Genomic DNA, 26,467 nt, shown 5'->3' with positions numbered 1-26,467 from the left:
CGTGGCTCGTTACACAAGAGCGAGATCGCCCGATTGCTTCTTATGTCGGCGATGCGGCTTTGGCGGGACGGGAGTGGATTTTGCGACGCGCGGTGAGCATCGTCGCCGGGGCCTGTGTAGCCCTGGCCCTGGCTGGTACGGCCGGTACGGTCGCCTGGACGTACTCCAGTGTCGACGAGGGCCGGCGCGTCGGCACCTGGGAGGAACCCGCCGTTGTGGCCGCTGCTCCCACCCCGGTCGCCCTGCAGCAATCGGCACCCGTGGCCCCCCGCAAGGAGACCGCGAAGACGGTGACTACCGCGGAAGAAAGGCCGGCGAAGACTCACGAGTCCGCGATCCAGACGGCGAAGGACGGCCGGCAGCAGATCGGCACGCTGCTCGGCGTGGACAAACTGCTCGGCTACCAGAAGCCGCAGCGGGAGGTCTTCCGCTATCCCGGCGCCTCCTATGTGAAGTTGCACTTCAGCCGGATGACCATGCTGCCGGGCGACTACGTGACCGTGTCGGACGGCAAAGGCACCGAGTCCTACCGCTACGACGCGCCGAAGCTGCTCGACGTCGCCAAGCCGACCAGCCGGTGGGCCATGTCGATCACCGGTGACACCGCCGTCCTGGAGGTGCACCGCGGCGGCGGCGCCCTGCTCAGCTCGGTGCTCGGCCGGCTCGGCGTGCACGTTGACCAGGTAGCCAAGGGCTTCACCCAGCAGGAGCAGACCCAGGCGGCGCCCCGTACCGGACGTGAGGAGTCGGTCTGCGGCGGCGACGAGAGCAGCGACGCGGTCTGCTACAAGTCGAAGGACCCGGTCGCGTACACCCGGTCCAAGGCGATCGCCCGGCTGCTGATCAACGGCACCGAGCTGTGCACCGGCTGGCGGATCGGCACCAAGAACCGGATGCTGACCAACAACCACTGCTTCGACAACTCGGCCGACGCGTACGAGACCGAGGTGTGGTTCAACTACCAGTGCGCCAAGTGCGGCGGCTTCGACGTGTTCCGGCCGACGAAGGTCTGGGGTGACAAGGTCGTCGCCACCAACCGCACCTACGACTACACGCTGTTCACGATCGAGAACTTCAAGCAGGTCACGAAGTTCGGCTACCTGACCTTGGACACCGTACGGCCGGTGCGCGGCCAGGAGCTTTACGTGCCGCAGCACCCGGCGGGCGAACCCACCCGGATCGCCGGGCGCCTGGGTGAGAAGGCCGGCACTTGCTCGGTCGCCAGCAACGCTTTTGACGGGTACGCCGCGAACTCCGACGTCTCCTACTACTGCGACACCGAGGGTGGTTCGAGCGGCAGCCCGGTGCTGTCCCGCAAGACCCACAAGGTGGTGGCGCTGCACCACTTCGGCGGCTGCCCGAACTCCGGGGTGCGCGCCGACCTGCTGTACAACCGGATCAAGTCGTACATCTGATCTTGAGGGTGGCCGGTAGCGTGGGCGGCATGCGCTTACGCTCCTGGCTGCCGGATCTGGTGCTGCTCGCCGGCTTCGTGCTGCTGACCGTGGCGCTGATCCAGGGCCACCTGCTGACCTTCGACGTAGCGGTCGCGAACTGGGCCGCGGACCACCGCCCGGCCCCGCTCTACTGGACCCTGCGGGTGTTCAACTACCTGGGCCAGGGCGGCCAGGTCCTCATGCCGGTCGCGATCCTGCTGGCCGGGCTGGCCGCGTGGAAACTACGCTCGGTCCGCCCGCTGCTGGTCTTCGCAGCCGGGTTGGTGATCACGTACGTGACGATCGGCCCGCTGAAGATCTGGGCCGACCGGGCGGCACCCGCGTTCACCGGCCCGAACCGCGAGATCATGTTCAACCCGGCCGCCTCCGGTCAGTTCTCGATGAGCTACCCGTCTGGTCACGTCGCCAACGCGGTTGTCTGGTATTTCGTCATCGCGTTGCTGCTCGGGCTGGTGCTGCGCGAGCCGATGTCGGATCGCCTGCGGATGGTGTTGCGGGTCGCGCCGCCGGTGATCGTCTTCATCACGACCACGTACCTCGGCTTCCACTGGGTCACCGACTCGGTGGCGGGGCTGCTGCTCGGCCTGGTCCTCGCGCGTGTGCTGGCCCGCGTACCGTGGGGAATCGAAGCTAGATCCACTTCCCGGAGCGAAGCACTCGCTTGACCCGGAGGTCCGGGGTCAGCACGACCAGGTCCGCGCGCAAGCCGGCTTCCAGCGCGCCGAGCTCGTCGCCCAGACCCAACGCCCGCGCCGGGGTGGTCGAGGCCATCGCCACCGCGGTCGGCAGGTCGAGGCCCGCGCCCACCGCCCGACGCAGCGCCTCATCCATGGTCAACGTGCTGCCCGCGATCGAGCCATCCCGACTGAGCCGGGCCACCCGGCCGGCCACCGTCACCTCCTGACCGCCCAGCTCGTAGCCGCCGTCCGGCATCCCCGCCGCATCCATCGCGTCGGTGACCAGCGCGGCCCGGTTCGGCGTCGCGTGCGCCGCGAACCTCAGCATCCCGTCGTGCAGGTGAATGCCGTCCGCCACCAGCTCGCAGACCACCGCCGGCGAGTCCAGCAGGGCCACGACCGGACCCGGTTCCCGGTGGTGCGGCGGCCGCATGCCGTTGAAAACATGCGTGCCGACCGTCGCGCCCGCGGCCACCCCCGCCAAGGTTTCTTCGTACGTCGCATCGGTGTGCCCGACCGCAGCCACCACGTCGTTCTCCGCCAGGAACCGTACGGCGTCGAGCGCCCCCGGCAGCTCGGGCGCGATGGTGACCATGCGGATCGTCCCGGCGCCCAGGTCGACCAGGGCTTTCAGCTCGCCCAGATCCGGCGGGCGCAGGAACTCCGGATTCTGCGCCCCGCACCGGGCAGCGCTCAGGTACGGCCCCTCGAAGTGCAGGCCGGCCAGCGTTCCGTCCTGCACCAGCGGCAGATAGGCGGCCGTGGCAGCCCGCATCAACTCGTACGGTGAGCTGACCAGGCTGGCCAGCAGCGTCGTCGTCCCGTGTCGCAGGTGGAACGCGGCGGCCTTGGCCGCGTCCTCGGCGTCGCCGCGGGTGAAGGTGTGCCCGCCGCCGCCGTGACAGTGCAGGTCCACGAAACCGGGCACGATGATGTCGTCGCCCGCCTCCGAGTGCTCAGTGACGGACAGGATCGTCGGGCCGGCAACCTCGACGATGCCGGGAACCACCGCGCCCGGCCGGACGATCCGACCGCGGATCTGCTCGGTCACGGGGTTCGCTCCGCTTGTATCGAGTCCAGTGCCAGCAGCGCGGCACCGAGGCAGCCTGCGGTGTCGCCCAGCGCTGCCCGGACGAGGTGGGGCGTCCGGTGGAAGGTGGTCCGGGCCGCGAGGGCGGCACGCAGCGGGGACAGCAGCGCCTCGCCGGCCTCGGCCAGGCCACCGCCGAACACGACAGTGCCCGCGTCGTAGAGCGCCTGCGCGGTCAGCAACCCGTCCGCGAGCGCTTCGACCGCGTCGCTCCACACCTGTCCGGCCAGCTCCTCGCCCGCGGCCGCGCGCGTCGCCACGTCGTAGGCAGTGCCGCCCTCTTCGCCGGAAATTTCGGTGTATCTGCGGCCGATTGCCGAAGCGGACGCGATCGATTCCAGGCAGCCACGGGCGCCGCAGCCGCATGCCGGACCGCCCGGTCGGACGATGATGTGCCCGACCTCGCCCGCCGCGCCGTGCGCGCCCGAGAACGCTCGGCCATCCACCACGTGCGCCGCGGCGATCCCGGTGCCGATGGCGATGAACAACACGTGCCGCTGATCGAGGCCCGCGCCGAGCCGGGCCTCGGCAACCCCGCCCGCCCGCACGTCGTGGCCGAGCACCGCGGGCAGTCCGAGCCGTTTCGCCACCAGATCCCGCAACGGTACGTCCCGGAAGCCGACGTTGCTGGACCACACGGCGATGCCGGACTCCTCGTCGACCACCCCCGGAACTACCACACCGGCGGCAACCGGCGTGAGGCCGGCACCCCGAGCCCGGTCCGCGAGGCCCGCGGCGACGTCGAGGATGGTCGCCGTGACCGCTTCCGGGCCGCGGCGGGCAAGCGTGGGATGGCGTTCCGAGTGCTGCACCGTGCCGTCCGGGTGGACGAGGGCGCACTTGATGCCCGTGCCACCGACATCAAGCGCCACCACGACATCGACCCCGCCCAGCCCGTCCGCACCAGGCCCGGGGGACATGCCTGGACCGTCCTCGGCGGTCTGCGGGGATGTGCCAGGGCCTTCCTCGGCAGGCCGCTGGGTCATGCCAGGACGACTGATCGGGTCAGGTTGCGGGGATGGTCGGGGTCCATGCCCTGGCTGGTGGCGAGCAGGACCGCCAGGCGCTGGGCCACCACGAGGTCCGCCATCGGGTCGAGGCCGGTGCGCTCACCGCCGCGCCAGCTGCCGAGGGCGGCGTACCCGCCGTTGTAGCGGCTGTGCACGAAGGCGGCGCCGGTGCTCTCGACCTCTTCGCAGAGGCCTACCGGGATTTCGCCGAACGCCCATACGACGCGGCCCGGGCCGGCGATCGAGACCGGGCCGTGCCGGTAGTCCATCGCCGGGTACGCCTCAGCCCACCAGCCGGCCGCCTCCCGGCACTTGAGCGCGGCCTCCTCGGCGAGCCCGACAGTCCAGCCCCGGCCCAGGAAGGTGATCTGCTCGATCAGCGACGGGTGCACCGGCAGCGGGAGGCGTACGGCTACCTCGCCGTCTGCGGCCACCGGCTCGATGTCGTAGTTCAGGTGCGCGCGCAGCAGGGCCAGCACGCTGGTGGCGAACCGGGTCTGCACCACCGACAGCTCGTCGGCGAAGTCCAGCACGACCGTCTCGTCGGCGGCCTTCGCGGCGGGGGTGTCCGCGTCCGCGGTGATCACGGTGGTGCGGGCCCGGCCGCGGAGGGCTTCCACGAGCTGGACGACCTCGGTGGTGGTGCCGGAGCGGGTGATGGCGATGAGGCGGTCGTAGTGCCGTCCGGCCGGGAATTCCGAGGCTTGGAAGGCGTCGGTGTCGCCGTGTCCCTCGGCCTCGCGCAGGGCGGCGTACGCCTTGGCCATGAACCAGGAGGTGCCGCAGCCGGCGACCGCGACCCGCTCGCCGGGTAGCGGCAGCCCGGGCGAATCGGCCAGCTTGGCGGCCTGCCGCCAGCAATCCGGCTGACTGGCGATCTCTACCTTGACGTGACTCATGGCAGTTCCCCCATCGGGCGGTTGGGCTGCGCGAAAGCGTTCGGTTCCCCGGCCTTTCGAGCGCTATTCTGCGTGGACTATCGGCGCCAACGCAACCTCCACGACGGCTTCGCGCAGGTACTCTCTTTGCTAGGCGACGTTTCGCGCACTAATGTGCACACTCTTATCACGAAACGAGCAGCAGGGAGTACGGGTGGACCGGTACGCGCGGTGGAATGCCCTGCTGGAGTTACTGGCGGAGAGCGGCCGCGTCACGGTGGAGGACGCAGCGGATCGTCTCGACGTCTCCCAAGCCACCATCCGCCGTGACTTCGACCAGCTCGCCCAGCAGCAGATGATCACCCGCACCCGCGGTGGTGCGGTCGCCAACGGCGTCTCCTACGACCTGCCGCTGCGCTACAAGAGCGCCAAGCACTCGGCCGAGAAGCAGCGCATCGGCGAGGCGGCGGCCAACCTCGTGGTTCCGGGTACGGTCGTCGGCCTCAACGGCGGCACCACCATGACCGAGGTGGCCCGCGCGCTGGCCGTCCGCCCCGACCTCAACACCAGCGGCGACGGCGCCCAGCTCACCGTCGTCACCAACGCCCTGAACATCGCCAACGAGCTGCTCGTCCGCTCCCGCATGAAGATCGTCGTGGCGGGCGGCGTGGTGCGTCCACAGTCATTCGAACTGGTCGGCCCGCTGGGCGGCGCCCTCCTCAAAGAGGTCACGCTCGACATCGTCCTGCTCGGCGTCGACGCGCTGGACGTGGACCTGGGCGCCGCCGCCCACCACGAGGGCGAGGCGGCAATGAACAGCCTGATGGTGGCCCGCGCGAAACGGGTCGTGGTGATCGCCGACTCGTCCAAGCTGGGCGGGCACGCCTTCGCCCGGATCTGCCCGATCGCCAAGGTCGAAACCCTGGTCACCGACTCTGGCGCCCCCCAGTCCACCGTCCAAGCCTTCCGCGACGCCGGCGTCCACGTGGTCTGTGCCTAGCGAGAGTCGTGCCTCGCATGGCCTGCGTGCGCTGGGCCGCGGAAAGCGTGCCTAGGACGTCACGTCTTTGCGGGTGAAGCGGTAGAAGGCGATCGACCAGAACAGCGTCGCGTAGCAGACCGCGGAGATCGCGCCCTTCACCACGTCGTCGGTCTGCATCGGCGTGGAGAGCAGGCCCAGCCAGGCGTCGCTGAAGTGGGTCGGGAGGAAGTTGCGGAGGTCGCCCAGCGCGGTGATCTGGTCCAGGATGCTCGACAGGATCCAGAGGAGGACCGCGCCGCCGACCGCGCCCAGCGCCGCGTCGGTCGCCACGGAGAGCAGGAACGCCAGCCCGGACACGCCGAGCAGTGTCACGGCGAGGTAGGCCAGGATCGCGAGCAGGCGCAGGACGCCTTCGCCGGCCGGGATCTCCGCGGCCACGGTGCTGCCGAGCGGATGCCACCCGTAGCGCAGGGTGCCCACCAACAGTGCTGTCCCGGCCAGTGTGACCAGGGCCGTCAGGGAGTAGGCCAGCGCCACCACGAGCTTGACGGCGAGCAGGCGCGCACGGGGGACCGGAATCGCCAACAGGTAGCGCAGGCTGCCCCAACTGGCCTCGGAGGCGACCGTGTCACCGCTGAAGAGCGCGACGACCACCACCAGCAGGAAGCTCGCCGACACGAAGATGCTGAAGAGGGCGAAGTTGAGGCCGCCCGAGGTGGCGAGATCCACCAGCGAGGCGAACGAGCCGCCGCCGTTGCCATCGTCGTCCTCGCCGCCGAACTCGAAAGCCAACATGATGATCAACGGCAGCAGGACCATGAAGCCCAAGGCCAGATGGGTACGCCGGCGCGTCGCCTGCCGCCGGATCTCGGCCCGCAACGGCAGAGTCGCCGAAGCCTTGTAGCCGGTCGCCGCGCTGCTCATCGGTCCCCACTTCCCCGCGAGTTGTCGCCCACCAGGGCCAGGAACGCGTCCTCGAGGCGGCGCCGCGGCACCACCCGGTCCACGCCGACTCCGGCGCGGACGAGGGAGGCCACCACCTCCTCGCGGGGCGTGCCGTTCATGTCCACGATCAGGTCGGATGCGCCGTCGGGCTGCACCGAGCGGACGTCCATGCCTTCCAGCACCAGCGTGGCCGCCTTCACGTCGGAGACCGAGAGCTGCACCGACGGGGACTCGCCGACGATGTCGTCGACCGGGCCGGACGCCACGATGCGGCCCTTGTTGACCACTACCGCGTGCGTACAGGTCTGCTCGACCTCGGCCAGCAGGTGGCTGGAGACGAGCACGGCCCGGCCGTCCGTGGCGTACCGGCGGAGGACCCGGCGCATCTCGGCGATCTGCGGCGGGTCGAGGCCGTCCGTCGGCTCGTCCAGCACCAGCAGCTCGGGTAGGCCGAGCATCGCCTGGGCGATCGCCAGTCGCTGCCGCATGCCGTGGCTGTAGTTCTTGGTCTTGCGGTGCACCGAGTCGCCGAGGCCGGCGATGTCCAGCGCCTCCTCGAAGTGCGCGTCCTGAAGCGGCCGGCCGGTGGCCTGCCAGTACGCCCGCAGGTTCTCGTAGCCGCTGAGGTGCGGCAGGAAGCCCGGACCTTCGACCAGCGCACCGACCCGGGACAGGATCGGCGCGCCCGGCACGAGCGGTCGCCCGAAGACCAGCGCGTCGCCCGAAGTCGGCATGGTCAGGCCCATGAGTACGCGCAGCGTTGTGGTCTTCCCGGCGCCGTTCGGGCCGAGCAGGCCGACGACCTGCCCGCGTTCCACCCGGAAATCGACCTGTTCCACCGCCACGAACCCGTCGCCGTACGCCTTGCGCAGCCCCCGGACCACCAGCGGCGTGTCCGCGAACTCGGCGACCGGCTCCGCGTCCCTGCGGCGGCGCAGCACCACCACCAGGACGACGCCGAGGATGATGACGCCGAGGACGCCCAGCAGCACCCACCGCCACACGACCTGCGGGTTGGCGATCGGGGAGCCCACCACGGTCGGCAGGGTGACGGCGGAGTCCACGCCGACGGTGTAGACCGCGGGCTGGGCCGGGGTCAGGAACGCCTGGTCGGAGGTGGCGACGACCACGCGTACGGTATGGCCCGCATCGATCCGGCGCACCATGGCCGGCAGCGTGACGGTGACCGGACGGGCCGCGGCGATGTCGGCCGGCAGGCCGGTGAGCCGGACGGGGGCGATCAGCCCGCCGCTGAGCGTGGCCGTGCCGTTCGGGTCGACGTCGAAGAGTTTGACGAAGACGGTGGCCGAGCCGGTCGGCGAGGCGACCCGCAGCTGGACGCTCGGCGCGCCCACCACCTCGATGGCCTGCCCGATCGGGGCGGAGTCGAACTTCGCGTGCTGGCCGGGCAGGTCGCCCGCGAACCGGCCGAGGAACGTGCTGACCTGCCCGCCCACGCCGGGCAGCGAGGACAGTGCGCCCGGGTTGCCGTTCGGCGGGTTGGCGATCGGCTGGGCTTTGCCGTCGACGGCGACCTCGGTGCGGGCCGTGCCGGTCAGTCCCGGGTACGTCGGGTCGGAGTAGCCGTTCGTCACCAGCCCGCGGTCGAGCGCGCTGAACCCGGCGACCCGGGAGTAGGTGAAGCTGTTCTCCGGCGCCTCGCCCTCGCCCTTGATGTAGTGGTCGAGCCACTGCGCGGTGAGGAACTTGGTGCGGTCCTGGTCGGTCTGCGGGCCGGAGCCACCGTCGTGTCCGCCCGTGAACCAGGCGACCCGGACCGGGGTGCCGGTCTGCGCGATGCCGCGGGCGTTGGCGTCCGCCTCGGACAGCGGGAAGAGCGTGTCCACCGCTCCTTGGATCAGCAGCGTCGGAGCCTTGATCTTGTCGAGCACAGTGGCCGGACTGGACCGGCGCAACAAGGCGGTGGTCGCGGCATCCGGCGCGCCGGTCGTCGCCATCTTCAGGTACGCCGCGCAGACGTCGGCGGCGAATCGGCCGCACGCCGGGTCGCTGGTCGCATCCGGCCGCCCGGCCTGCGCAGGCGGCGCCACCGGAGTCGCCCCGCCGGAGTCTGCGCCAGACCCCTCGCCGGAACCGGATCCCTCGCCGGAGCCGGACCCTTCGCCGGAGCCGGACCCTTCGCCGGAGCCGGAGCCGGAGCCGGAGCCGGAGCCCTCGCCGGAGCGAGAGCCGGAGCCCTCGCCGGAGCGAGAGCCGGAGCCCGATGCCGCGCCGGCGCCGGTGGGTGCGGCGTTGCCGAAGAAAAGACCGGCCCAGCTCTTCTTGAAGACGCCGGAATCGGTGACGCCGGCGGCGGACTGCGGGAAGAACGCCGTGCTGAGGTCGTTCCAGGTGATCAGCGGGACGATCGCGTCGACGCGCGGGTCCTGGCCGGCGAGCAGGAGGGCCAGCGCGCCGCCGTACGAGCCGCCGACCACGCCGACGCGGGGGTCACCGTTCGCGTCGGTGCGGATCTCGGGGCGGCCGGCGAGCCAGTCGAGCAGCCGTTGGGCGTCCTTGACCTCGTGGTCCGGGCTGTCCAGGTGAATCTGCCCGCCACTGCTGCCGAAGCCGCGGGCGGTCCAGGTCAGGACGGCGTAACCACGGTCGGCCAGCGACTCGGCGTCCTCGCTGACGGAGTTCTTGGTGCCGCCGAAGCCGTGCGCCAGGAGCACGGCCGGCACCTTGCCATCGGTGTCCTTGGGCAGGTAGAAGCGGGTGTCGAGGGTGACCGGCTCGCTGCCCGACGGCCCGGACAGCACGGTGATCCGCTGGTCGGTGGCGGTGAAGGACGTGCGCTCGGGCAGGGCCGCCCAGGTCACCAGGGCAGCGAGGAGCACAACGCCGAGAGTGCCCCCGACGACCCGCCGCCGCGTCGGGCGAGGCAGGGCACGTCGCAGTCTGGTGAGGGCACGCATGGTCACCACGCTAGCGGCGGCCCGCTGAGCGGGAGCTGTGAACCTGGCCGCTGTCCCCGGGCGCTGTGTCCCGAGCCTGTGTCCCCGAGGGGCGAGGGGCTGAGGGCGACCGGCGGCGCTAGCGTAATCATCAGCCCCCTCGGTCGAATGGAAGGTCTGCCCGGTGCCAGAAGATCTCACGCTGACCGTGACCCAGCGGCCGGCGGCGCTCGACGCGCGGCGAGGCATCGTCCGGCTGCATCCCGAGGTGATGGCCGCGCTGGCGGTCAACGTGGGCGATCCGCTGCGGCTGACCGGCCGCCGGACGACCGCGGGCATCGCCGCGCGGGCCGAGGCGGGCGCCAGCCGTGCGCTGCTCTACGCCGACGATCTCACGATCGGCAACCTGGGGCTGCGCGACGGCGGGCAGGTGACCGTCACTCCCGTGCCGGTGGTGGCCGCGCGGCGGGTGACCCTGACCGGGGCGGCCGAGATCGTGGCGCTCGTGTCGCCCGAGATGCTGCGCCTGGCGCTGCTGGGCAAGGTGGTCACCGCGGGTGACGATGTGTCCCTGCTGCCGCAGGATGTGCTGCCGGAAGCCGCGCACAAGTTGCTGGTCGAGGCGGCCCGGCGCAGCCTGGCCAACCGGGTCGGTTACGCCTGGACCAGCACGCTGCTGCAGGTGGTGGAGGTCGCGGACGGCGACGCCGCGCTGGTCACCATGGACACGATCGTCGCCTGGCAGGACGGGCCGTCATCGTCCCCGACCCGCCCCGCGGCCGAGTCGGCCCGCACCGAGCCCGCGTCCACCGACCCGGACACGCCGCCACCCAGCGTGGACGATCTGCCCGGACTGCGCGCTCAGGCGCACGAACTGACCGAGCTGCTCGACCTCGGCTTTCATCACGGTGAGGTGCTGGGCCGGCTGGGCACCACGGTGTCGCTCGGTGTGCTGGTGTCCGGTCCGGCCGGTTCGGGCAAGTCGGCGCTGGTCCGGGCGGTTGCTGCCGGCGTCGGGGCGACTGTGCTGCCGGTGTGGGCGCCGGAGCTGGCCGCCTTGACGAACGACGCCGCCGCGACCCGGCTGCGGGCATTGGCCCGCGACGTCCGCGCCGGCGGTCCGACGGTGCTGCTGATCGCCGACGTCGAAGCGCTGGCGCCGCGGGACGAGGCGGGTCCGCTTGCCACGGTGTTTCGGCAGATCCTGACCGAGTTGGTCGGCTCCGGGGCCGCGGTGGTCTGCACGACCAGCCGGCCGGAGGAGGTCGACCCGTCTCTGCGCGCGCCCGACTTGCTGGCGGTTCAGCTCGCCGTGCCGCTGCCCGACGCGGCGATGCGGCGCGAACAGCTGCGCGTGCTCACCCGCGGGATGCCGCTGGCCGAGGACGTGCGGTTGGACGACGTTGCCGGGCGTACCCCCGGATTTGTTGCCGCCGACCTGGGTGCCCTGGCCCGCGAGGCTGGGGTCCGCGCGGCCCTGCGGCAGAAGGAGAGCGAGTCGCCCACCGTGGCGATGGCCGATTTCGAGGCCGCGCTCGACGTGGTCCGGCCGACCTCGATGGCGGAATCCACGCTCGAGGTCGCCCAGGTGACCCTGGACGACGTCGGGGACATGGCCGAGGTCAAGCAGGTGCTCACCGAGTCGGTGCTGTGGCCGCTGACCTATCCGGACACGTTCGCGCGGCTCGGCGTTCAACCCCCGCGCGGCGTGCTGCTCTACGGGCCGCCCGGATGCGGCAAGACCTACCTGGTCAAAGCCATTGCGGGTACGGGCAAAGCAAACGTCCTGTCGGTCAAGGGCGCCGAGCTGCTGAGCAAGTGGGTCGGCGACAGTGAACGCGCGGTCCGGGAGCTGTTCCGCCGTGCCCGAGAGGCCGCGCCGACCCTGGTGTTCCTGGACGAGGTGGACGCGTTGGCTCCGACCCGCGGCCAGGCTACCGACGGCGGCACCACCGACCGAGTCGTGGCCGCCCTGCTCACCGAGCTGGACGGTGTGGAGTCGCTGCGCAACGTCGTGGTGATCGGCGCGACCAACCGGCCCGACCTGATCGACCCGGCCCTGCTGCGGCCCGGGCGGCTGGAACGACTCGTCTTCGTGCCACCACCAGACGCGGACGCCCGTGCGGCGATCCTACGAGCGTCGTCGACGTCGGTGCCGTTAGCCGAGACCGTGGACCTGGACGTACTGGGCGCGGAGCTGGAGGGCTTCTCAGCGGCGGACTGTGCGGCGCTCATCCGGGAGGCGGCGCTGGCTGCCATGCGCGAGTCCCTGGAGGCGACGACGGTGACCGCCGAGCACGTGGCGACTGCCCGCAAGCGGGTGCGCGCGTCGCTCGACCCGGTGCAGGTGGCCTGGCTGGAGGCGTACGCGGAGACGCACGCCCCCGGCTAGAGCGCCTCGTGGCAGCGGCGGCGGGTGCCGCCCGGCCGCCTGACCCGCGTCTTGATCAGCGGCGCCGGGTGCAGCCCGGCCGCCTGACCCGCGTCTTGATCAGCGGCGGCGGGTGCGGGCTCGGGTGGAACGCAGGCGGCGCAGGCGGCCGACGAGCATGGGGTCGTGCGCGAGCGCGGCCGGGTTGTCCAGCAGGCTGTTGAGGACCTGGTAGTAGCGGGTCGACGAGAGCGCGAAGGTGTCGCGGATCGCCTGCTCCTTGGAGCCGGCGTGTTTCCACCACTTCTGCTCGAAGGCGAGGATCTGCTGCTCGCGTTCGGTGAGGGCGGGCTGTTCGGTGTCGATCTCGGCCTCCTCCGCACTGCGGGGGGCCGGGACGTGCTGCTGGTCGGTCGGGGCGGCGTCGGGCTGCATAGGTGACCTCGGGGTGATGGAAGGCAGCGCGGAGGGGAACGCCACCATAGTGGCAGTCGTCGCTCCCCGCCGCGCGCCTTCGGCCGAAGTTACCTCAGGTGATGTCTCGGCTACGCAGAGTCCACATTGCTGCGGCGATCACCGCGGCCACCGTGACCGCGAAGAGGCCACCCGCCGCCGGCCACTCGATCGTCATCGTCGGTGGCTCGCAGCCGGTCGCCGAGTTGAGGCAGGGCGCGTTCCAGTCGGTGATCTTGTAGGACTTGTCCATCCATGCCGCCACCCAGGTCGGGATCAGGTACTTCTCCGCGTAGGACACCTGGGCCATCGCCAGCACCGTGCCGAGGCCGAACTGGAACAACACGACGACGGCGATGGCCGCGCCCATGGCCACCGCGGTGTGCCGGCCGATCGAAGCCAGGCCGAAGCCGACCGCGCCGAAGACGAGCACCAGGACCAGGCCGCGCAGCTCCATCAGCAGCATCGACTGCCAGGCCCCCGAGGTCATGCCGTCCAGCGTGCCGCGCAGGTTGGCGATGACCGCGAAGATGCCCGTCCACACGGCGGAGAGCACCACCGTGATGCCGGTCAGCACCACCAGCAGCGCGGCCAACTTCGTGCTCAACACCTTGATCCGTTGTGGCCGCCACAGCAGCAGATTCATCATGCCGCCGCTGCTCCACTCCGCGCCCACGAAGGAAGCGCCGAGCACGAACGCCAGCACCGCGAGCAACGCGGCGAGCGTCGTCGCCATCGCCCCGAAGTGCTTCTTGAAATTGAAGGTCGAGGGCATGTACCACTCGGCCTGGTAGTCCTCGCGAGTCGGTGTCCACTGGGTGCACTCCGGCTGAATCGCGCAGATCTTGTTCTGCTCGACGGACATCGCCAGATCCCGCTGGAAGCTGGCCTCCGCCTCCTTCTCCGCGGCCGCGACCACCTCGGGGGTGGACTTCTGGTTCGTGAAGAACATGCCGACGGAGATCGCCCCGAGCACGAGCACGAGCCCGAGCACGAAGAAGCGGGTGAAGCGGCGCTTGGTGAAGCGCTTGGTCTCTGCCGTGTACAGGCTCAATGTCCCCACCCACCCTGCGCCGGACCCGACTGGGCCATGACCGTCTGATCCACCTGGCGGTGCTCGCCCGCCACCGGCGCGGTGCCGGTGAGCTCGAGGAAGACGCTTTCCAGGTCGACCGTGACCGGGCTGAGCTCGGAAACGAACAGGCCGCGTTCGGCCAGCGCCCGGGTGATCGCGCTCGGCTGGTTGACCGCCGCGACCATGAGGTGATCCCCCTCGAGGTTGACCTGAGCGCCCAGCTCGCGCAGCGCGGTAGCCGCGGCGAACAGGCCCTCCGGGGTCTCCATCCGCACCCGCACGGCCGAAGAAGCGTGCTGGGCCAGCACGTCAGCGACGGCACCCGCGGCGACCCGGCGCCCGCCGGCGATGATCGTCACCGAGTCGCAGATCAGCTGGATCTCGGCGAGGATGTGGCTGGACAGCACGACCGTCATGCCGGACTCGGCGAGGTTGCGCATCAACGTCCGCATCTCGCGGATGCCGCCCGGGTCGAGACCGTTCGCAGGCTCGTCCAGAATCAGCAGCTTGGGGTTCTTGAGCAGCGCGGACGACACCGCGAGGCGCTGCTTCATGCCGAGCGAGTAGGTCTTGACCCGGTCCGAGGCGCGGTCGCGCAGCCCGACCAGCTCCAGCACCTCGTCCACCCGCTGCGGGGCCACGCCACCCGCGTCGGCGAGCAGCGACAGCGTGTCGCGCGCGGTGAAGTTGCCAAAGAACTGCGGGCTCTCGACGATCGCCCCGACCGAGCCGGCGATCTCGGGCAGCGCGGCGGGGACCTCGCGGCCGAGGATCGCCATCCGGCCGGCGTTCGGCCGGATCAGGCCGAGCAGGGTACGCAGGGTGGTGGTTTTGCCCGAGCCGTTGGGACCCAGGAAGCCGTGCACCTGGCCGGACTCGACCACCATGTCGAAGCCGTCGAGTGCCCTGCGCACCCCCTTCCGGGTCTTATAGGTCTTCTGGAGACCTTCGATCTCAAGGACGGCGGCCACGCCGAACCTCCTGGCTTGTGGGGGAATGACGTCCGTCACCCTAAGCAACGTGTGCCACCGGGGCGGGGAGGCGAGGCCCACGCTTCGGGACGATCCTCTTGGCAATCCGCCGCGGCCACGTAAAGTGGCGATGACACAACTGAATACCTCATCCAGAGGGGCTGAGGGATACGGCCCGACGACGCCCCGGCAACCACCACGCGCATCGAGCGTGGCAGGTGCTAATTCCGTCCCAGCAGCAGCTGGGAAAGATGAGAAGGAGCCTCGTATGACGTCGACCGTCGACGCCCCCGCCACCAGCCCCGCCCGCGCCCTCGTCTGTCGCGGTTGCGGCACCGAGTTCCCCCTCGCCGCGCAGCACGCCTGCTTCGAGTGCTTCGGGCCGCTGGAAGTCGCTTACGACGCCGCCGCTCTCGCCGCGGTCACCCGTGAGCAGATCGAGGCCGGACCGCAGAACATCTGGCGCTACGCCGCGCTGCTGCCCGCCGGCCAGGACCCGGCCACGCGGGTCACCCTCGACCCCGGCCTGACCCCACTCGTCGCCGCGCCCGCCCTGGCCGCCGAGCTGGGCCTGCGCGCGCCGCTGTGGGTCAAGGACGACTCGGCCAACCCGACCCACTCGTTCAAGGACCGGGTCGTCTCTGTGGCCCTGACCGCCGCCCGCGAGCTCGGCTTCACCCGCTTCGCGTGCGCCTCCACCGGCAACCTCGCCAATTCCGTCGCCGCGCACGCCGCCCGGGCCGGCGTACCCAGCATCGTGTTCATCCCCGGCGACCTCGAACCCGGAAAGATCATCACTTCGGCGGTGTACGGCGGCGACCTCGTCGCCATCGACGGCTCCTACGACGACGTCAACCGGCTCTGCGGCGAGCTCGTCGAAACCGACGAGTTCGAGGACACCGCCTTCGTCAACGTCAACGTGCGCCCGTTCTACGCCGAAGGATCCAAGACGCTCGGGTACGAGGTGGCCGAACAGCTCGGCTGGCGCATCCCCGCCCAGGTGGTCATCCCGATGGCCTCCGGCGAACTGCTGACCAAGGTGGACAAGGCGTTCAGCGAGCTCGTCGAGATCGGCCTGGTCGAGGCGCCCGCGGACGGCTGGACGGTGTTCGGCGCCCAGTCCACCGGCTGCAACCCCATCGCCGCCGCGCTGCACCAGGGCACCGACCAGATCGTGCCGGTCAAGCCCACCGGCATCGCGAAGTCGCTCAACATCGGCGACCCGGCAGCCGGGGCGTACGCCATCGAGGCCGTCCAGCGCACCGGCGGCTGGATGGACCACGCGAACGACGACGAGATCCGCGAGGGCATCCGGTTGCTCGCCCGGACCACCGGTGTGTTCGCGGAAACCGCCGGCGGCACGACTGTGGCGGTGCTCAAGAAGCTCGTGGAAAGCGGCCGGCTCGACCCTGAGAAGGAGACGGTTGTCTACAACACCGGCGAGGGCCTGAAAACCATCGACGCGGTCGCCGAACTGGTTGGCCCCACCCACCGGATCCAGCCCTCCCTGCGCGGCGCCCGCGACGCCGGATTGCTGGGATGACACTGTGTAGTCAGTAATCAGCCGTACGTCGAGATTTCCTACCCGCGAGGTCTTGCGCGCGGATCTCGGGATCGGCAGGATGCTCTACGCGGGAGGACGCGACGCCGTACGCGGCCCCACCTCGAGCTTGGCGACAATCTCTTGGGGCCCAACGACCCAGTGCCGGAGGCGCTGTGCGCGCGTCCTCCCGACCAAACTTCGCTACGGAGCTTTCCGCCGCCACCGTGGTCGCAGCGGCGCCTCGGCATAGCCGCCCGAGTCGAGCCCCGCGTGCCGCTCGAAGAAGTTCCGACTGCCGTAGGTGCCGGTCGCCAGCCAGGAGTAACCACAGGCCGCCCAGTAAGCCGGCCAGAAGAGCGGACCGAGGACGGCGTACTGATCTGCATGCCGGCTTTCGTGGGCGAGTAGCTCGGCGCGGTCAGCGTGCAGCAGCCACTCGGCGGACCGCCGGGTGATGATGACCGACCCGACGGTGAAGCAACTCGCGGGCGGAATCCGCCGCCGGTAACCCTCCGCGACCAGAATGCCGTCCCGGCCCCGCCGCACCTTCGCACCGGTCAGCACGGCGATCCCCAGCCCGGCCAGCGTGGTGCCGTTGACGGCGGTGAGCACCGACCGCGTCAGCCGCCACCGCCGCCCGGTCATGCTCGGCGGCGCATCTGCAGTTCGCGCAGGCCGGGAATGACCGGGTGCGGGACTCGCACACCGGTGTCCTCGAAGCCCAACCGCTCGTACGCCCGCACCGCCCGGTCGTTGCCCAGCACCACCTCGAGCATGAGCTCGCGCCGGCCGCTGGCGAGTGACCACTCGGCCACCGCCTCCAGCAGGGAGTCGAGCACACCGGTCCGGCGGTGCGCCGGGGTGATGTAGACCGCGAAAACCACCGTCGTCGCCGGATCCTCGGGCAGCACCGTCCCGCCCGCATGGCCGATCAGCCGACCACCTGCGTGGCTGTTCTCCCCGTGGGGGCCGGTCTCCCTGTGCGGATCGGCGACGAACTGAGCCAGGCGGGGGCCGCCAGCTGCCAACTCGATGCGGCGGCAGAAGTCTGCGTGTGGGCGGGCGGCCGCCTGGGCCAGTGTCTCCAGGAAGGCGAGTGGGCTGTCGGCCAGCATCTCGAGCCGCAGCGCACGCATCCGAGCCGCGTCATCGGCCCGCACCCGGTGCACGGCGAGCGCTGGCGCCAAAGTGCTGGTCATGCTGCTTGTACTACCTGTTTGTCCGGGGTCAGGCAAGGGGGATGGCGCTATTGCAGCTCCCCGCGCCGCTTCTCCCGTACGGTCCCCGGGGGTGGTCGTTGTCCTTGCACTCGACCCCCGAGAGTGCTAAACAAGTTCTTGGCACTCGCGCCACGTGAGTGCCAGCAGGTCGGGACGGTGGGGTCACGGCTACGGCGCCGCCATCGGTGTCGCAGCACGGGACCGGTCGTCGCGGGCTATCCGGCTCGACCTACCGGACGTCGCATCGCCAGGTGGTGACGTCCGAAAGCGTTTCCTCACCGTGCGGAGGGCTAGGCCGAGCAGGCCCGGCGCCGCGAATGTCCAGGAGGACACAGCCGAATGGCCAAGATCATCGCATTCGACGAGGAAGCTCGTCGCGGCCTCGAGCGGGGCATGAACCAGCTCGCTGACGCCGTCAAGGTGACGCTCGGCCCCAAGGGCCGCAACGTCGTGCTCGAGAAGAAGTGGGGCGCCCCCACGATCACCAACGATGGTGTGTCCATCGCCAAGGAGATCGAGCTCGAGGACACCTTCGAGAAGATCGGCGCCGAGCTGGTCAAGGAGGTCGCCAAGAAGACCGACGACGTTGCCGGTGACGGCACGACGACGGCGACCGTCCTCGCCCAGGCGCTGGTTCGTGAGGGTCTGCGCAACGTTGCCGCCGGCGCCAACCCGATGGCCCTGAAGCGGGGCATCGAGGCCGCTGTTGCCAGCGTCTCCGAGGGCCTGCAGCAGCTCGCCAAGGACGTGGAGACCAAGGAGCAGATCGCCTCCACCGCCTCCATCTCCGCCGGTGACTCCACGGTCGGCGAGATCATCGCCGAGGCCATGGACAAGGTCGGCAAGGAAGGCGTCATCACCGTCGAGGAGAGCAACACCTTCGGGCTCGAGCTGGAGCTCACCGAGGGCATGCGCTTCGACAAGGGCTACATCTCGGCCTACTTCATGACCGACGCCGAGCGCATGGAGGCCGTCTTCGACGACCCCTACATCCTCATCGCGAACAGCAAGATCTCCGCGGTCAAGGACCTCCTCCCGGTCCTCGAGAAGGTCATGCAGGGCGGCAAGCCGCTCGTCATCATCGCCGAGGACGTCGAGGGCGAGGCCCTGGCCACCCTGGTCGTCAACAAGGTCCGTGGCACCTTCAAGTCCGTCGCCGTCAAGGCCCCGGGCTTCGGTGACCGCCGCAAGGCCATGCTGGACGACATCGCCATCCTCACCGGTGGCACGGTCATCAGCGAAGAGGTCGGCCTCAAGCTGGACGCTGCCGACCTGAGCCTGCTGGGCCAGGCCCGCAAGGTCGTCATCACCAAGGACGAGACCACCATCGTCGACGGTGCCGGCAACGCCGAGCAGATCCAGGGCCGGGTCAACCAGATCCGCGCCGAGATCGAGAAGTCGGACTCCGACTACGACCGCGAGAAGCTGCAGGAGCGCCTGGCCAAGCTGGCCGGCGGCGTTGCGGTCATCAAGGTCGGCGCGGCCACCGAGGTCGAGCTCAAGGAGCGCAAGCACCGCATCGAGGACGCCGTTCGCAACGCGAAGGCGGCCGTCGAGGAGGGCATCGTGCCCGGCGGTGGCGTGGCGCTCGTGCAGGCCGGCAAGACCGCGTTCGACAAGCTGGACCTGACCGGCGACGAGGCCACCGGTGCCAACATCGTCAAGGTCGCGCTCGACGCCCCGCTGCGGCAGATCGCCGTGAACGCCGGCCTCGAGGGCGGCGTCGTGACGGAGAAGGTGCGCAACCTGGAGGCCGGCCACGGCCTCAACGCCGCCACCGGCGAGTACGTCGACCTGCTGGCCGCGGGCATCATCGACCCGGCCAAGGTCACCCGCTCGGCGCTGCAGAACGCCGCGTCGATCGCCGCGCTGTTCCTCACCACCGAGGCGGTCGTGGCGGACAAGCCCGAGAAGACCCCGGCCCCGGCCGGCGCCCCGGGCGGCGGAGACATGGACTTCTGAGTCCACTGCTACACCGAAACGGGCCGTCCCCTTGGGGGCGGCCCGTTTTCCGTTGCCGCTAGCGGAGGCTGGTGTCGAGCTCGCGGTCCGGCTGGGGCTGTGGCAGGTCTGTGAGGTCGCGCAGGCCGCGGACCGGGGAGAGCAGCCAGGCTAGGGGAGCGCAGACGGTGACTACCCCGAGGATGAGCAGGGTGCCGCGGGTGCCGAGCGGGCCGGCCAGTGCACCCGCGATCAGGCCGCCGAGCGGGATCGCGCCCCAGGACACGAAGCGGACCGTCGCCATGACCCGGCTGAGCAGCTCAGGAGGGCTGGCCAGCTGACGGTACGTCCGGGTCGTCACGCTCAGCACGACCACTCCGGCAGCGAAGGTGAAGCTGCCTAGGGCGAAGAACGCGGAGGCGAAAATGCCTGTGCCCCAGGGAATGGTGAGTGCACCGGCGACCGACACCAATCCAGCGATGATCATGGCGCGCGCAGAGCCGACCAGGTCGGTGAACCGGGTGGTCAAGGCGGCGCCGACGAGACTGCCGACGCCCTCCGCAGCGAGCAGGACGCCGACCAGGCTGGGCGCGGCATGCAGGTCGCGGACCAGGTAGAGCGGGAAGAGGGCGAGCTGGGCGCCGCAGACGAAGTTGACGGCCGTGGCGGCCCACATTCCCGGACCCATGACCGGGTGCCGGACGACATAGGTGAAGCCTTCGCGGATCATCGCGCCCAGCGGCGGCCAGCGGTCGGGTCGGGCGGCACGCCGGGCCGGCAGCGTGCGCAGCAGCAGGGCGGAAACCAGGTAGCTGACCGCGTCGAACAGTAGCGTCGGCACCGCGCCGAGCGCCTGCACGATGACGCCGCCGAGGGCCGGGCCGCCCAGCTCGGTGACGGAGTGGGTTCCCGAGGTGAGGCTGTTGCGGGACTGGAGCTGATCGCGGTCGACGATCTCGGGCAGGAACGTCGAGTTCGCAACGTCGAAGATCACGTTGGCGAAGCTGATCACCAGGGCAGTGATGACGAGGTGGGTGACCGTGAGCCGGTCGGCCCACCAGGCGAGGGGAACCGTCCCGACGGCGATCGCCCGGGCCAGGTCCGCGCCGATCTGGGCACCGCGCAGGGGTAGGCGTTGCACGATCACCCCGGCGGGAAGTCCGATCACGATCCAGGCGGCGTACCGGGCCGCCGCGATCAGGCCGATCTCGAACGGCGTCGCATCGAGGACCGCGAGTGCCGTCAGCGGTAACGCCACGCCCCCGATAGCCGACCCCCACGCACTGGTCGTGCCAGCCGCCCACCACCGCCAGAAGACACTCACGGTTCCCCCCGTCCCGTCGAGTCAGTTTCAATTTGGAACGGACTATACTGGGCGGCGTGCGACGGGTCGACCTCACGGATGCGGACTGTGGCATCGCGCAGGCGCTCGGCGTGCTCACCGACTGGTGGACATTCCTGGTGGTGCGCGATATCGCCGGCGGGGTGACCCGCTTCGACGGGCTGCAACGGGAACTGGGCATGAGCCGCCGCGCGCTGGCCGAGCGGCTCGGCAGCCTCGTCGAGCACGGGGTGCTGCGGCGGGTCGCCTATTCCGACCATCCGCCGCGCTACGACTACCTGTTGACGGACAAGGGTGCGGGGCTGCTGCCCGTCCTCATCGCGTTGCAGGACTGGGGCACCCGGCACGTCATGGGTGACGGGTCGTTGACCGCGACGTCCGCACCCACGTCCGCCGAGGCGCGCCGGGTGCACGGACTGGTCGGCCGCCGCGTCGCGCACCTGGCGGTCGAAGCGCCCACGGTCCTGTATTTCTATCCCGGTGCGTGGGCGCCCGGAACGCAGGGCTATCCGCCGGGCTGGACAGACATTCCCGGTGCCGGCGGCTGCACCCTGGAGTCGACCACCTACGCCGCCAGGGCCGCGGACTTCGCCGACCGCGGCGTGCGGATCTGCGGGGTCAGCACGCAACGGCCGGATCAGCTCGAGGCCTTCGCTGCGTACGCGAAGCTGCCGTTTCCGCTGGTCTCGGACGCTGAGGGCAAGCTGGCCGCAAGCCTGCGACTGCCGACCTTCCGGGCCGGCGGCGTCGACCGGTTCAAGCGGCTGACCCTGTTCGTCGATGCGGCAGCGACGATCCGGGCGGTGCAGTTCCCGGTCACCGATCCCGCCGGATCGGTCACCGAGATGCTCGAACTCGTGGCCTGAAAAACATCCCATCGGCGGCGCGGGTGGGTACGGCGCTACGGTGGGACCGTGCGTTCTCCCTCCGTGTCCCGGTACTCGGCCGGGCGGCTCTCACCGATCCGCCGGGTTGCCGACCTCAAACGGCTGCGCGATGAGCAGTTCGACGTGCTCGTCATCGGCGGCGGTGTCACCGGCGCCGGGGCCGCCCTCGACGCCGCCTCGCGTGGTCTGAAGGTCGCCCTCGTGGAGGCGCGCGACCTCGCCTCCGGCACGTCCAGCCGGTCCAGCAAGCTCATCCACGGCGGCCTGCGCTACCTCGAGCAGCTCGAACTGCACCTGGTGCACGAGGCGCTGACCGAGCGCGGCCTGCTCACCAGCCGGCTCGCGCCGCACCTGGTCCGGCCGGTGCCGATCCTGGTGCCGCTGGAGACCGCCTCGCCGCCCGCGCGGGCCTGGAATCGGGTCTACTACGGGCTGGGCGTGGCCGCGTACGACGTGTTCGCCGGGCTGTTCGGGCAGGGGCGCGGCATGCCGTTGCACCGGCACCTGAGCCGGGACGGTGCGCGCCAGCTGTTCCCCAGCCTGCGTGCGGACAGGATCGCCGGGGCGATTCGCTACTACGACGGGCAGGTCGACGACGCCCGGCTGGTGGTCAACCTGGCCCGGACCGCTGCCAGCCTCGGCGCCGCCGTGGTGACCAGCACCCGGGTCACCGGTTTCATCCGGGAAGCCCGGCAGGTTGTGGGCGTGAAAATCCGGGACCTCGAAGACCCCAACGCGCCGGAGATCGAGGTGCGCGCGCGGACGGTCGTCGCCGCCACCGGCGTCTGGAGCGACGACATGTCGCGCATGCTCAGCGACGTCGGCGTCCGGCCCGGCCTGCGGGTCCGCGCCTCCAAGGGCGTGCACCTGGTGGTGCCCCGGTCGGCGATCACCGGCGACGCCGGGCTGATCCTGCGCACGGCCACCTCGGTCCTGTTCGTCATCCCGTGGGGCGGGCACTGGATCATCGGCACCACGGACACCGACTGGGAGCTGGACCGCTCGCATCCCGCCGCCTCCGCACGCGACATCACCTACCTGCTCGAACAGGTGAACACCGTGCTGGACCGGCCGCTCACCACGGACGACATCGAGGGCGTGTACGCCGGACTGCGCCCGCTGCTGTCCGGCGAGGCCGACTCCACCTCGAAGCTGTCCCGCGAGCACGCCGTCGTCGAGCCGATGCTCGGACTGCTGCTGGTCGCCGGCGGCAAGTACACGACCTACCGCGTAATGGCCGCCGACGTCATCGACCGGGCGGTCCGCCGCCTCGGCATCGACACGCCGTCCCGTACCGACCAGCTGCCCCTGCTCGGTGCGGACGGCTACCCCGCGGCGTGGCGCGACCGGCAGGACACCGCCCGCCGGCACGGCGTCACGACCGGGGTCATCGAGCACCTGCTCGAGCGGTACGGAACCCTGTCGGTGCACCTGCTCGCCATGATCGCCGCGGACCCGACGCTGGCGACGCCGCTCGTCGGTGCCCCGGAGTACCTGGCTGCCGAGATCGCGTACGCGGCCACTGCCGAAGGTGCCCTGCACTTGGATGACGTGCTCACTCGGCGTACCCGAATCTCGATTGAGACGCCGCACCGCGGTGCGGAGACCGTGCGGCAGGCGGCCGCGATCATGGGTGACGCGCTGGGCTGGGACGAGGCCGTCCGGGCGCGCGAGATCGAGCACTACCTGGCGCGGGTCGAGGCCGAGCGGCAGTCGCAGAAGATGCCCGACGACCTCACCGCGGACGCGGCTCGGCTGGGCGTCCCGGATGTCCGCGGGTACGCCGCCGACCGCGGAACGACGGATTTGTTCCACGTGGAACTGTGATCCTGGTCGACGAGCCGCTCTGGCCGGCGCGTGGCCGCACCTGGTCGCACCTGGTCAGCGACGTCTCGTACGCCGAGCTGCACGTCTTCGCCGAAATGCTCGGCGCGCCCCGGCGCGGTTTTGACCGCGACCACTACGACATCCCGGAGTCGCGCTTCCGGATGGCGCTGTGGCTCGGCGCGACCCTGGTGCCGAGCCGCGAATTGTCCGCGCGACTGCGGCGGGCGGGGCTGCGCCGCCCGAAGCACCTCAGCCGGCCAGTTTCCTGAGCTCCCGCTCCAGGTTCGCCCGCGCTGCCGCCTCCCACGCCTCGTGCAGCGGCGCGTGCCGGTAGATCGCCGGTAGTTCGAGCAGCGACACCAGCACCTGTGCCCGGGCTGCCCGGAACGTGTCGTCGGGCACGTGCGCATACTCGCGGCGGATCGCCTCGGTGTAGGCCAGATACCGGTCCGGCTCGGCGGCCAGGATGGCGAGATCCGCGTCGCACAGCAGCTCGCCGTCTGGGTCAGTCTCAGCCGTCGCGTGCCCCGCCGTCAGCCCGACCAGGCGAGCCACCTCGGCCGCCACCTCCGCCGGCAGGCCCAGTGTCGTCAGCAGCCCCCGGGCGAAGTCGGCGCTGTCCCGCTCGTTGGCGTCGCCCAGCGCCCGCGGGTCATAGATCGCATCGTGCAGCCAAGCGGCCAACCGAACCCGGTCCGGGTACGCCGCCAGCCCGGCATGTCCGTCGACGACGTCCAACACGGCGGTCAGGTGGCTGACGTCGTGGTATTGCCGCTGCGGCTCCGACCAGCGACCGAGCAGGTAACTGCCAGCCGCCTCGAGGTCCGACTCGGCAGCGGTCGCACCGGCACCGCGGACAGCGACGACCCAGCGGTCGAGAAGAGATGTCACGGCCGCCATCCTGGCACGGGCACAGCCGGCAGGGTGGGGTGGCTACGCTGGCGGCATGGCCGACGAAGCTCCCGGTGGATCTCCCGACCCGGCGCCGCACCCTGCACCCGGGGCGCTTGCGGGTCCGGCGCTGCCGGTGACCGCTTCCGGGGCGAGTTCGAGCCCTGACCCCGGCTTACTTCCGGCGCCTCCGGTGCGGTCGTCGGGCACGCGGCGCGTACTGATGCTCACCGGGATCATCGTCTTCATCGCTCTCTGCGCCGTCGCGATGTTGTATCTGCTCGGCAAGTCCAACGGCCCGGTCGGCCTGGTGGTCGGGCTGACCGCCGCCATGCTGCCGGTGCCGGTGCTGGTCGCCTGCTTCATGTGGCTCGACCGCTACGAGCCGGAGCCGATCCGCCACCTGGTCTTCTGCTTCGCCTGGGGCTCGGCTGTCGCCACCCTGGTGGCCCTCGGCGTCAACAGCGGGGCCAGCGCGCTCTTCGACCACCTCAACCTGCCCGAGGCGCTGGTCGCCGTCCTGGTGGCGCCCTTCATCGAAGAGGCGATGAAGGCGCTCGGCCCGATCCTGCTGTTCTGGCGCCGGCGCCGCGAGTGGTCCGGCATCACCGACGGCATCGTTTACTGTGGCCTCTCCGCGCTGGGCTTCGCCATGGTCGAGAACGTGCTCTACCTCGGCGGCCACGGTTACGCGCAGGGCGTCGACCAGTACGGGCCGGCCACCGGCATTCAGAACCTCTTCGTCATCTTCATCGCCCGCGTCGTGTTCACCGGCTTCGCGCACCCGATGTTCACCGCCATGACCGGGATCGCCCTGGGTATCGCGGCGCGCTCGGCGGACCGGCGCGTGCGGTGGCTGGTGCCGATCGCGGGACTGCTGCTCGCGATGATCCTGCACGGCCTGTTCAACCTCATGCCGACGCTGGCCGCCTCCACCGGCGAAACCTTCATCATGCTGTACGGGTTCCTCGGCTTCATGGTCCCGTTCTTCTTCCTGGTGCTCGGCTTCGCCATCGCGTTGCGCGGTTACGAGGGCCGACTCACCGAGCGAATCCTGCCGCACTATGTGCAGGCGGGGTGGCTGTCCCCGCCGGAGGTGGCGGCGCTGGGCAGCCTCGGGCGCCGGCACTCCGCGCGGCAGTGGGCCAAGCGGGTCGCGGGCGAGGCGGGCCTGCGGGCCATGCGCGGATTCCAAGCGGCGGCGACACAGCTGGCACTGCTGCGTGACGGCTTGCAGCGCGGGCTGCCCCGCAACGCGCAGGAACTGCATGCGGCTCTGGACGACGAGCGCAAGCTCCTCACCGACATAGCCGGTTACCGATCGGCGTTCGTTGGCCGGGATCCGCAGACGCCGCGCGCCTTCTGGACCGGCGCTCACTATCAGATTGCCTTCCCGGACGGCGTGACCCGCACGGTCAATCCGCCGGACGAGCCGGTCGTTCCCCTTCCGGTCCGGCTGCCGCCCCCGATGCCGGTGTACGCCGGCCCGCAGTTCAACTACGGCCCGCCACCTGGCTACGGCCCGCCACCTGGCTACGGCCCGCCACCTGGCTACGGCCCGCCACCTGGCTACGGCCCGCCACCTGGCTACGGCCCACCAGCCAGCTATGCACCCCCGCCTGGTTACGGCCCGCCGCCTGGCTACGGTCCGCCACCCGGCTATGGGCCGCCGCCGGGTTACTACAAGTAGAGGCCGGTTCCGTCGGACTCGTGGCGGCTGGCTGCCACGGCATGCAGGTCCCGCTCGCGAAGCAGGACGTACTCCTTGCCGTGCAGCTCCACCTCGGCACGGTCCTCGGGGTCGAAGAGGACGCGGTCGCCGACGACGATGGAACGGACGTTCGGCCCGACGCCGACCGCCTTGGCCCACGACAGCCGGCGGCCCATCGACGCGGTAGCCGGGATGACGATGCCGGCGCTCGACCGGCGTTCCCCCTCGCCGCCGTCGAGCCGTACGAGAACCCGGTCGTGCAGCATGCGGATGGGAAGACCGGCCTCGGTCTGGGTGTC

At 70.8% G+C, this 26,467-nt stretch carries 23 protein-coding genes and 1 riboswitch; of the genes, 10 read left to right on the top strand and 13 right to left on the bottom strand.

Going from position 1 to position 26,467, the window contains the following annotated elements:
• The first annotated feature begins 92 nt into the window (after positions 1-92).
• Entirely contained in the window at positions 93-1,415 is a 1,323-nt protein-coding gene (locus ACIA1L_RS12150; RefSeq protein WP_396072697.1) for a trypsin-like serine peptidase, read from the top strand.
• Between the two features lie 29 nt (positions 1,416-1,444).
• A complete protein-coding gene (locus ACIA1L_RS12145; RefSeq protein ID WP_396072696.1) occupies positions 1,445-2,122 on the top strand; it encodes a phosphatase PAP2 family protein in 678 nt (225 codons plus the stop codon).
• Here ACIA1L_RS12145 and nagA read toward each other — a convergent pair.
• The 3 genes from nagA to ACIA1L_RS12130 form a co-directional block, all read right to left on the bottom strand.
• Positions 2,088-3,185: an N-acetylglucosamine-6-phosphate deacetylase gene (nagA, locus tag ACIA1L_RS12140; protein WP_396072695.1), complete on the bottom strand. Its 1,098-nt coding sequence runs from the start codon at positions 3,183-3,185 to the stop codon at positions 2,088-2,090. The two genes, ACIA1L_RS12145 and nagA, sit on opposite strands and share 35 nt — an antisense overlap.
• Entirely contained in the window at positions 3,182-4,144 is a 963-nt protein-coding gene (locus tag ACIA1L_RS12135; RefSeq protein ID WP_396072694.1) for an ROK family protein, read from the bottom strand. Before ACIA1L_RS12135 ends, nagA begins: the two co-directional genes overlap by 4 nt.
• Before the next feature lie 62 nt (positions 4,145-4,206).
• Entirely contained in the window at positions 4,207-5,133 is a 927-nt protein-coding gene (locus ACIA1L_RS12130; RefSeq protein ID WP_396072693.1) for an SIS domain-containing protein, read from the bottom strand.
• Between the two features lie 193 nt (positions 5,134-5,326).
• Here ACIA1L_RS12130 and ACIA1L_RS12125 point away from each other — a divergent pair, with 193 nt between their 5' ends.
• Complete coding sequence (locus ACIA1L_RS12125; protein WP_396072692.1) at positions 5,327-6,112, top strand: DeoR/GlpR family DNA-binding transcription regulator; 786 nt, start codon at positions 5,327-5,329, stop codon at positions 6,110-6,112.
• A gap of 51 nt (positions 6,113-6,163) precedes the next feature.
• On the opposite strand, the gene ACIA1L_RS12120 is transcribed toward ACIA1L_RS12125, so the two are convergent.
• Positions 6,164-7,018: an ABC transporter permease gene (locus tag ACIA1L_RS12120; RefSeq protein WP_396072691.1), complete on the bottom strand. Its 855-nt coding sequence runs from the start codon at positions 7,016-7,018 to the stop codon at positions 6,164-6,166.
• Positions 7,015-9,957, bottom strand: coding sequence for an alpha/beta fold hydrolase (locus ACIA1L_RS12115; protein WP_396072690.1), 2,943 nt, complete (start codon positions 9,955-9,957; stop codon positions 7,015-7,017). Before ACIA1L_RS12115 ends, ACIA1L_RS12120 begins: the two co-directional genes overlap by 4 nt.
• Positions 9,958-10,120: 163 nt before the next feature.
• On the opposite strand from ACIA1L_RS12115, the gene ACIA1L_RS12110 reads away from it, so the two are divergent.
• Positions 10,121-12,328: an AAA family ATPase gene (locus ACIA1L_RS12110; RefSeq protein ID WP_396072689.1), complete on the top strand. Its 2,208-nt coding sequence runs from the start codon at positions 10,121-10,123 to the stop codon at positions 12,326-12,328.
• 99 nt (positions 12,329-12,427) lie between these two features.
• On the opposite strand, the gene ACIA1L_RS12105 is transcribed toward ACIA1L_RS12110, so the two are convergent.
• The 3 genes from ACIA1L_RS12105 to ACIA1L_RS12095 are packed head-to-tail and all read right to left on the bottom strand — an operon-like array spanning position 12,428 to position 14,806.
• Complete coding sequence (locus ACIA1L_RS12105; RefSeq protein WP_396072688.1) at positions 12,428-12,790, bottom strand: DUF3263 domain-containing protein; 363 nt, start codon at positions 12,788-12,790, stop codon at positions 12,428-12,430.
• 46 nt (positions 12,791-12,836) lie between these two features.
• Positions 12,837-13,823, bottom strand: coding sequence for an ABC transporter permease subunit (locus tag ACIA1L_RS12100; RefSeq protein WP_396072687.1), 987 nt, complete (start codon positions 13,821-13,823; stop codon positions 12,837-12,839).
• Positions 13,811-14,806, bottom strand: coding sequence for an ATP-binding cassette domain-containing protein (locus ACIA1L_RS12095; RefSeq protein ID WP_396072686.1), 996 nt, complete (start codon positions 14,804-14,806; stop codon positions 13,811-13,813). Before ACIA1L_RS12095 ends, ACIA1L_RS12100 begins: the two co-directional genes overlap by 13 nt.
• 145 nt (positions 14,807-14,951) lie before the next feature.
• Positions 14,952-15,064, top strand: a riboswitch (SAM riboswitch).
• A gap of 10 nt (positions 15,065-15,074) precedes the next feature.
• Between ACIA1L_RS12095 and thrC the strand changes: the two genes are divergently transcribed.
• A complete protein-coding gene (gene thrC / locus ACIA1L_RS12090) occupies positions 15,075-16,349 on the top strand; it encodes a threonine synthase (protein WP_396072685.1) in 1,275 nt (424 codons plus the stop codon).
• Between the two features lie 201 nt (positions 16,350-16,550).
• Here thrC and ACIA1L_RS12085 read toward each other — a convergent pair whose 3' ends face one another.
• Both ACIA1L_RS12085 and ACIA1L_RS12080 read right to left on the bottom strand, forming a co-directional pair.
• Positions 16,551-16,994: a hypothetical protein gene (locus tag ACIA1L_RS12085; RefSeq protein ID WP_396072684.1), complete on the bottom strand. Its 444-nt coding sequence runs from the start codon at positions 16,992-16,994 to the stop codon at positions 16,551-16,553.
• Positions 16,991-17,548 (bottom strand): GNAT family N-acetyltransferase, encoded by a 558-nt coding sequence (locus ACIA1L_RS12080; RefSeq protein ID WP_396072683.1) that lies wholly within the window; start codon positions 17,546-17,548, stop codon positions 16,991-16,993. The genes ACIA1L_RS12085 and ACIA1L_RS12080 overlap by 4 nt, the downstream gene beginning before the upstream one ends.
• 360 nt (positions 17,549-17,908) lie before the next feature.
• On the opposite strand from ACIA1L_RS12080, the gene groL reads away from it, so the two are divergent.
• Positions 17,909-19,531, top strand: coding sequence for a chaperonin GroEL (gene groL / locus ACIA1L_RS12075; RefSeq protein ID WP_396072682.1), 1,623 nt, complete (start codon positions 17,909-17,911; stop codon positions 19,529-19,531).
• A gap of 58 nt (positions 19,532-19,589) precedes the next feature.
• On the opposite strand, the gene ACIA1L_RS12070 is transcribed toward groL, so the two are convergent.
• Positions 19,590-20,834: an MFS transporter gene (locus tag ACIA1L_RS12070; protein ID WP_396072681.1), complete on the bottom strand. Its 1,245-nt coding sequence runs from the start codon at positions 20,832-20,834 to the stop codon at positions 19,590-19,592.
• A 56-nt stretch (positions 20,835-20,890) separates the two neighbouring features.
• Here ACIA1L_RS12070 and ACIA1L_RS12065 point away from each other — a divergent pair, with 56 nt between their 5' ends.
• The 3 genes from ACIA1L_RS12065 to ACIA1L_RS12055 all read left to right on the top strand — a co-directional run bounded on the left by ACIA1L_RS12065 (position 20,891) and on the right by ACIA1L_RS12055 (position 23,835).
• Complete coding sequence (locus ACIA1L_RS12065) at positions 20,891-21,718, top strand: winged helix-turn-helix transcriptional regulator (RefSeq protein WP_396072680.1); 828 nt, start codon at positions 20,891-20,893, stop codon at positions 21,716-21,718.
• A gap of 63 nt (positions 21,719-21,781) precedes the next feature.
• The gene (locus tag ACIA1L_RS12060; protein ID WP_396073047.1) at positions 21,782-23,566 is read left to right on the top strand and encodes a glycerol-3-phosphate dehydrogenase/oxidase; all 1,785 of its coding nucleotides are present in this window, start codon (positions 21,782-21,784) and stop codon (positions 23,564-23,566) included.
• The gene (locus ACIA1L_RS12055) at positions 23,563-23,835 is read left to right on the top strand and encodes a DUF4031 domain-containing protein (RefSeq protein WP_396072679.1); all 273 of its coding nucleotides are present in this window, start codon (positions 23,563-23,565) and stop codon (positions 23,833-23,835) included. The genes ACIA1L_RS12060 and ACIA1L_RS12055 overlap by 4 nt, the downstream gene beginning before the upstream one ends.
• On the opposite strand, the gene ACIA1L_RS12050 is transcribed toward ACIA1L_RS12055, so the two are convergent.
• On the bottom strand, positions 23,816-24,457 hold the full coding sequence (locus ACIA1L_RS12050) for a metal-dependent phosphohydrolase (protein WP_396072678.1): 642 nt from the start codon (positions 24,455-24,457) through the stop codon (positions 23,816-23,818). The two genes, ACIA1L_RS12055 and ACIA1L_RS12050, sit on opposite strands and share 20 nt — an antisense overlap.
• Positions 24,458-24,512: 55 nt before the next feature.
• On the opposite strand from ACIA1L_RS12050, the gene ACIA1L_RS12045 reads away from it, so the two are divergent.
• On the top strand, positions 24,513-26,147 hold the full coding sequence (locus ACIA1L_RS12045; protein WP_396072677.1) for a PrsW family glutamic-type intramembrane protease: 1,635 nt from the start codon (positions 24,513-24,515) through the stop codon (positions 26,145-26,147).
• Here the strand turns inward: ACIA1L_RS12045 and ACIA1L_RS12040 are convergent.
• Positions 26,138-26,434, bottom strand: coding sequence for a GroES family chaperonin (locus ACIA1L_RS12040; protein WP_396073046.1), 297 nt, complete (start codon positions 26,432-26,434; stop codon positions 26,138-26,140). The genes ACIA1L_RS12045 and ACIA1L_RS12040 overlap by 10 nt on opposite strands.
• Positions 26,435-26,467 lie beyond the last annotated feature (33 nt).

This window comes from Actinoplanes sp. NPDC051859, from assembly GCF_044452725.1.
Classification (GTDB): Bacteria; Actinomycetota; Actinomycetes; order Mycobacteriales; family Micromonosporaceae; genus Actinoplanes.
The sequence above is the reverse complement of the archived record's forward strand: the minus strand, read 5'-3'. Positions and strand labels throughout refer to the sequence as shown.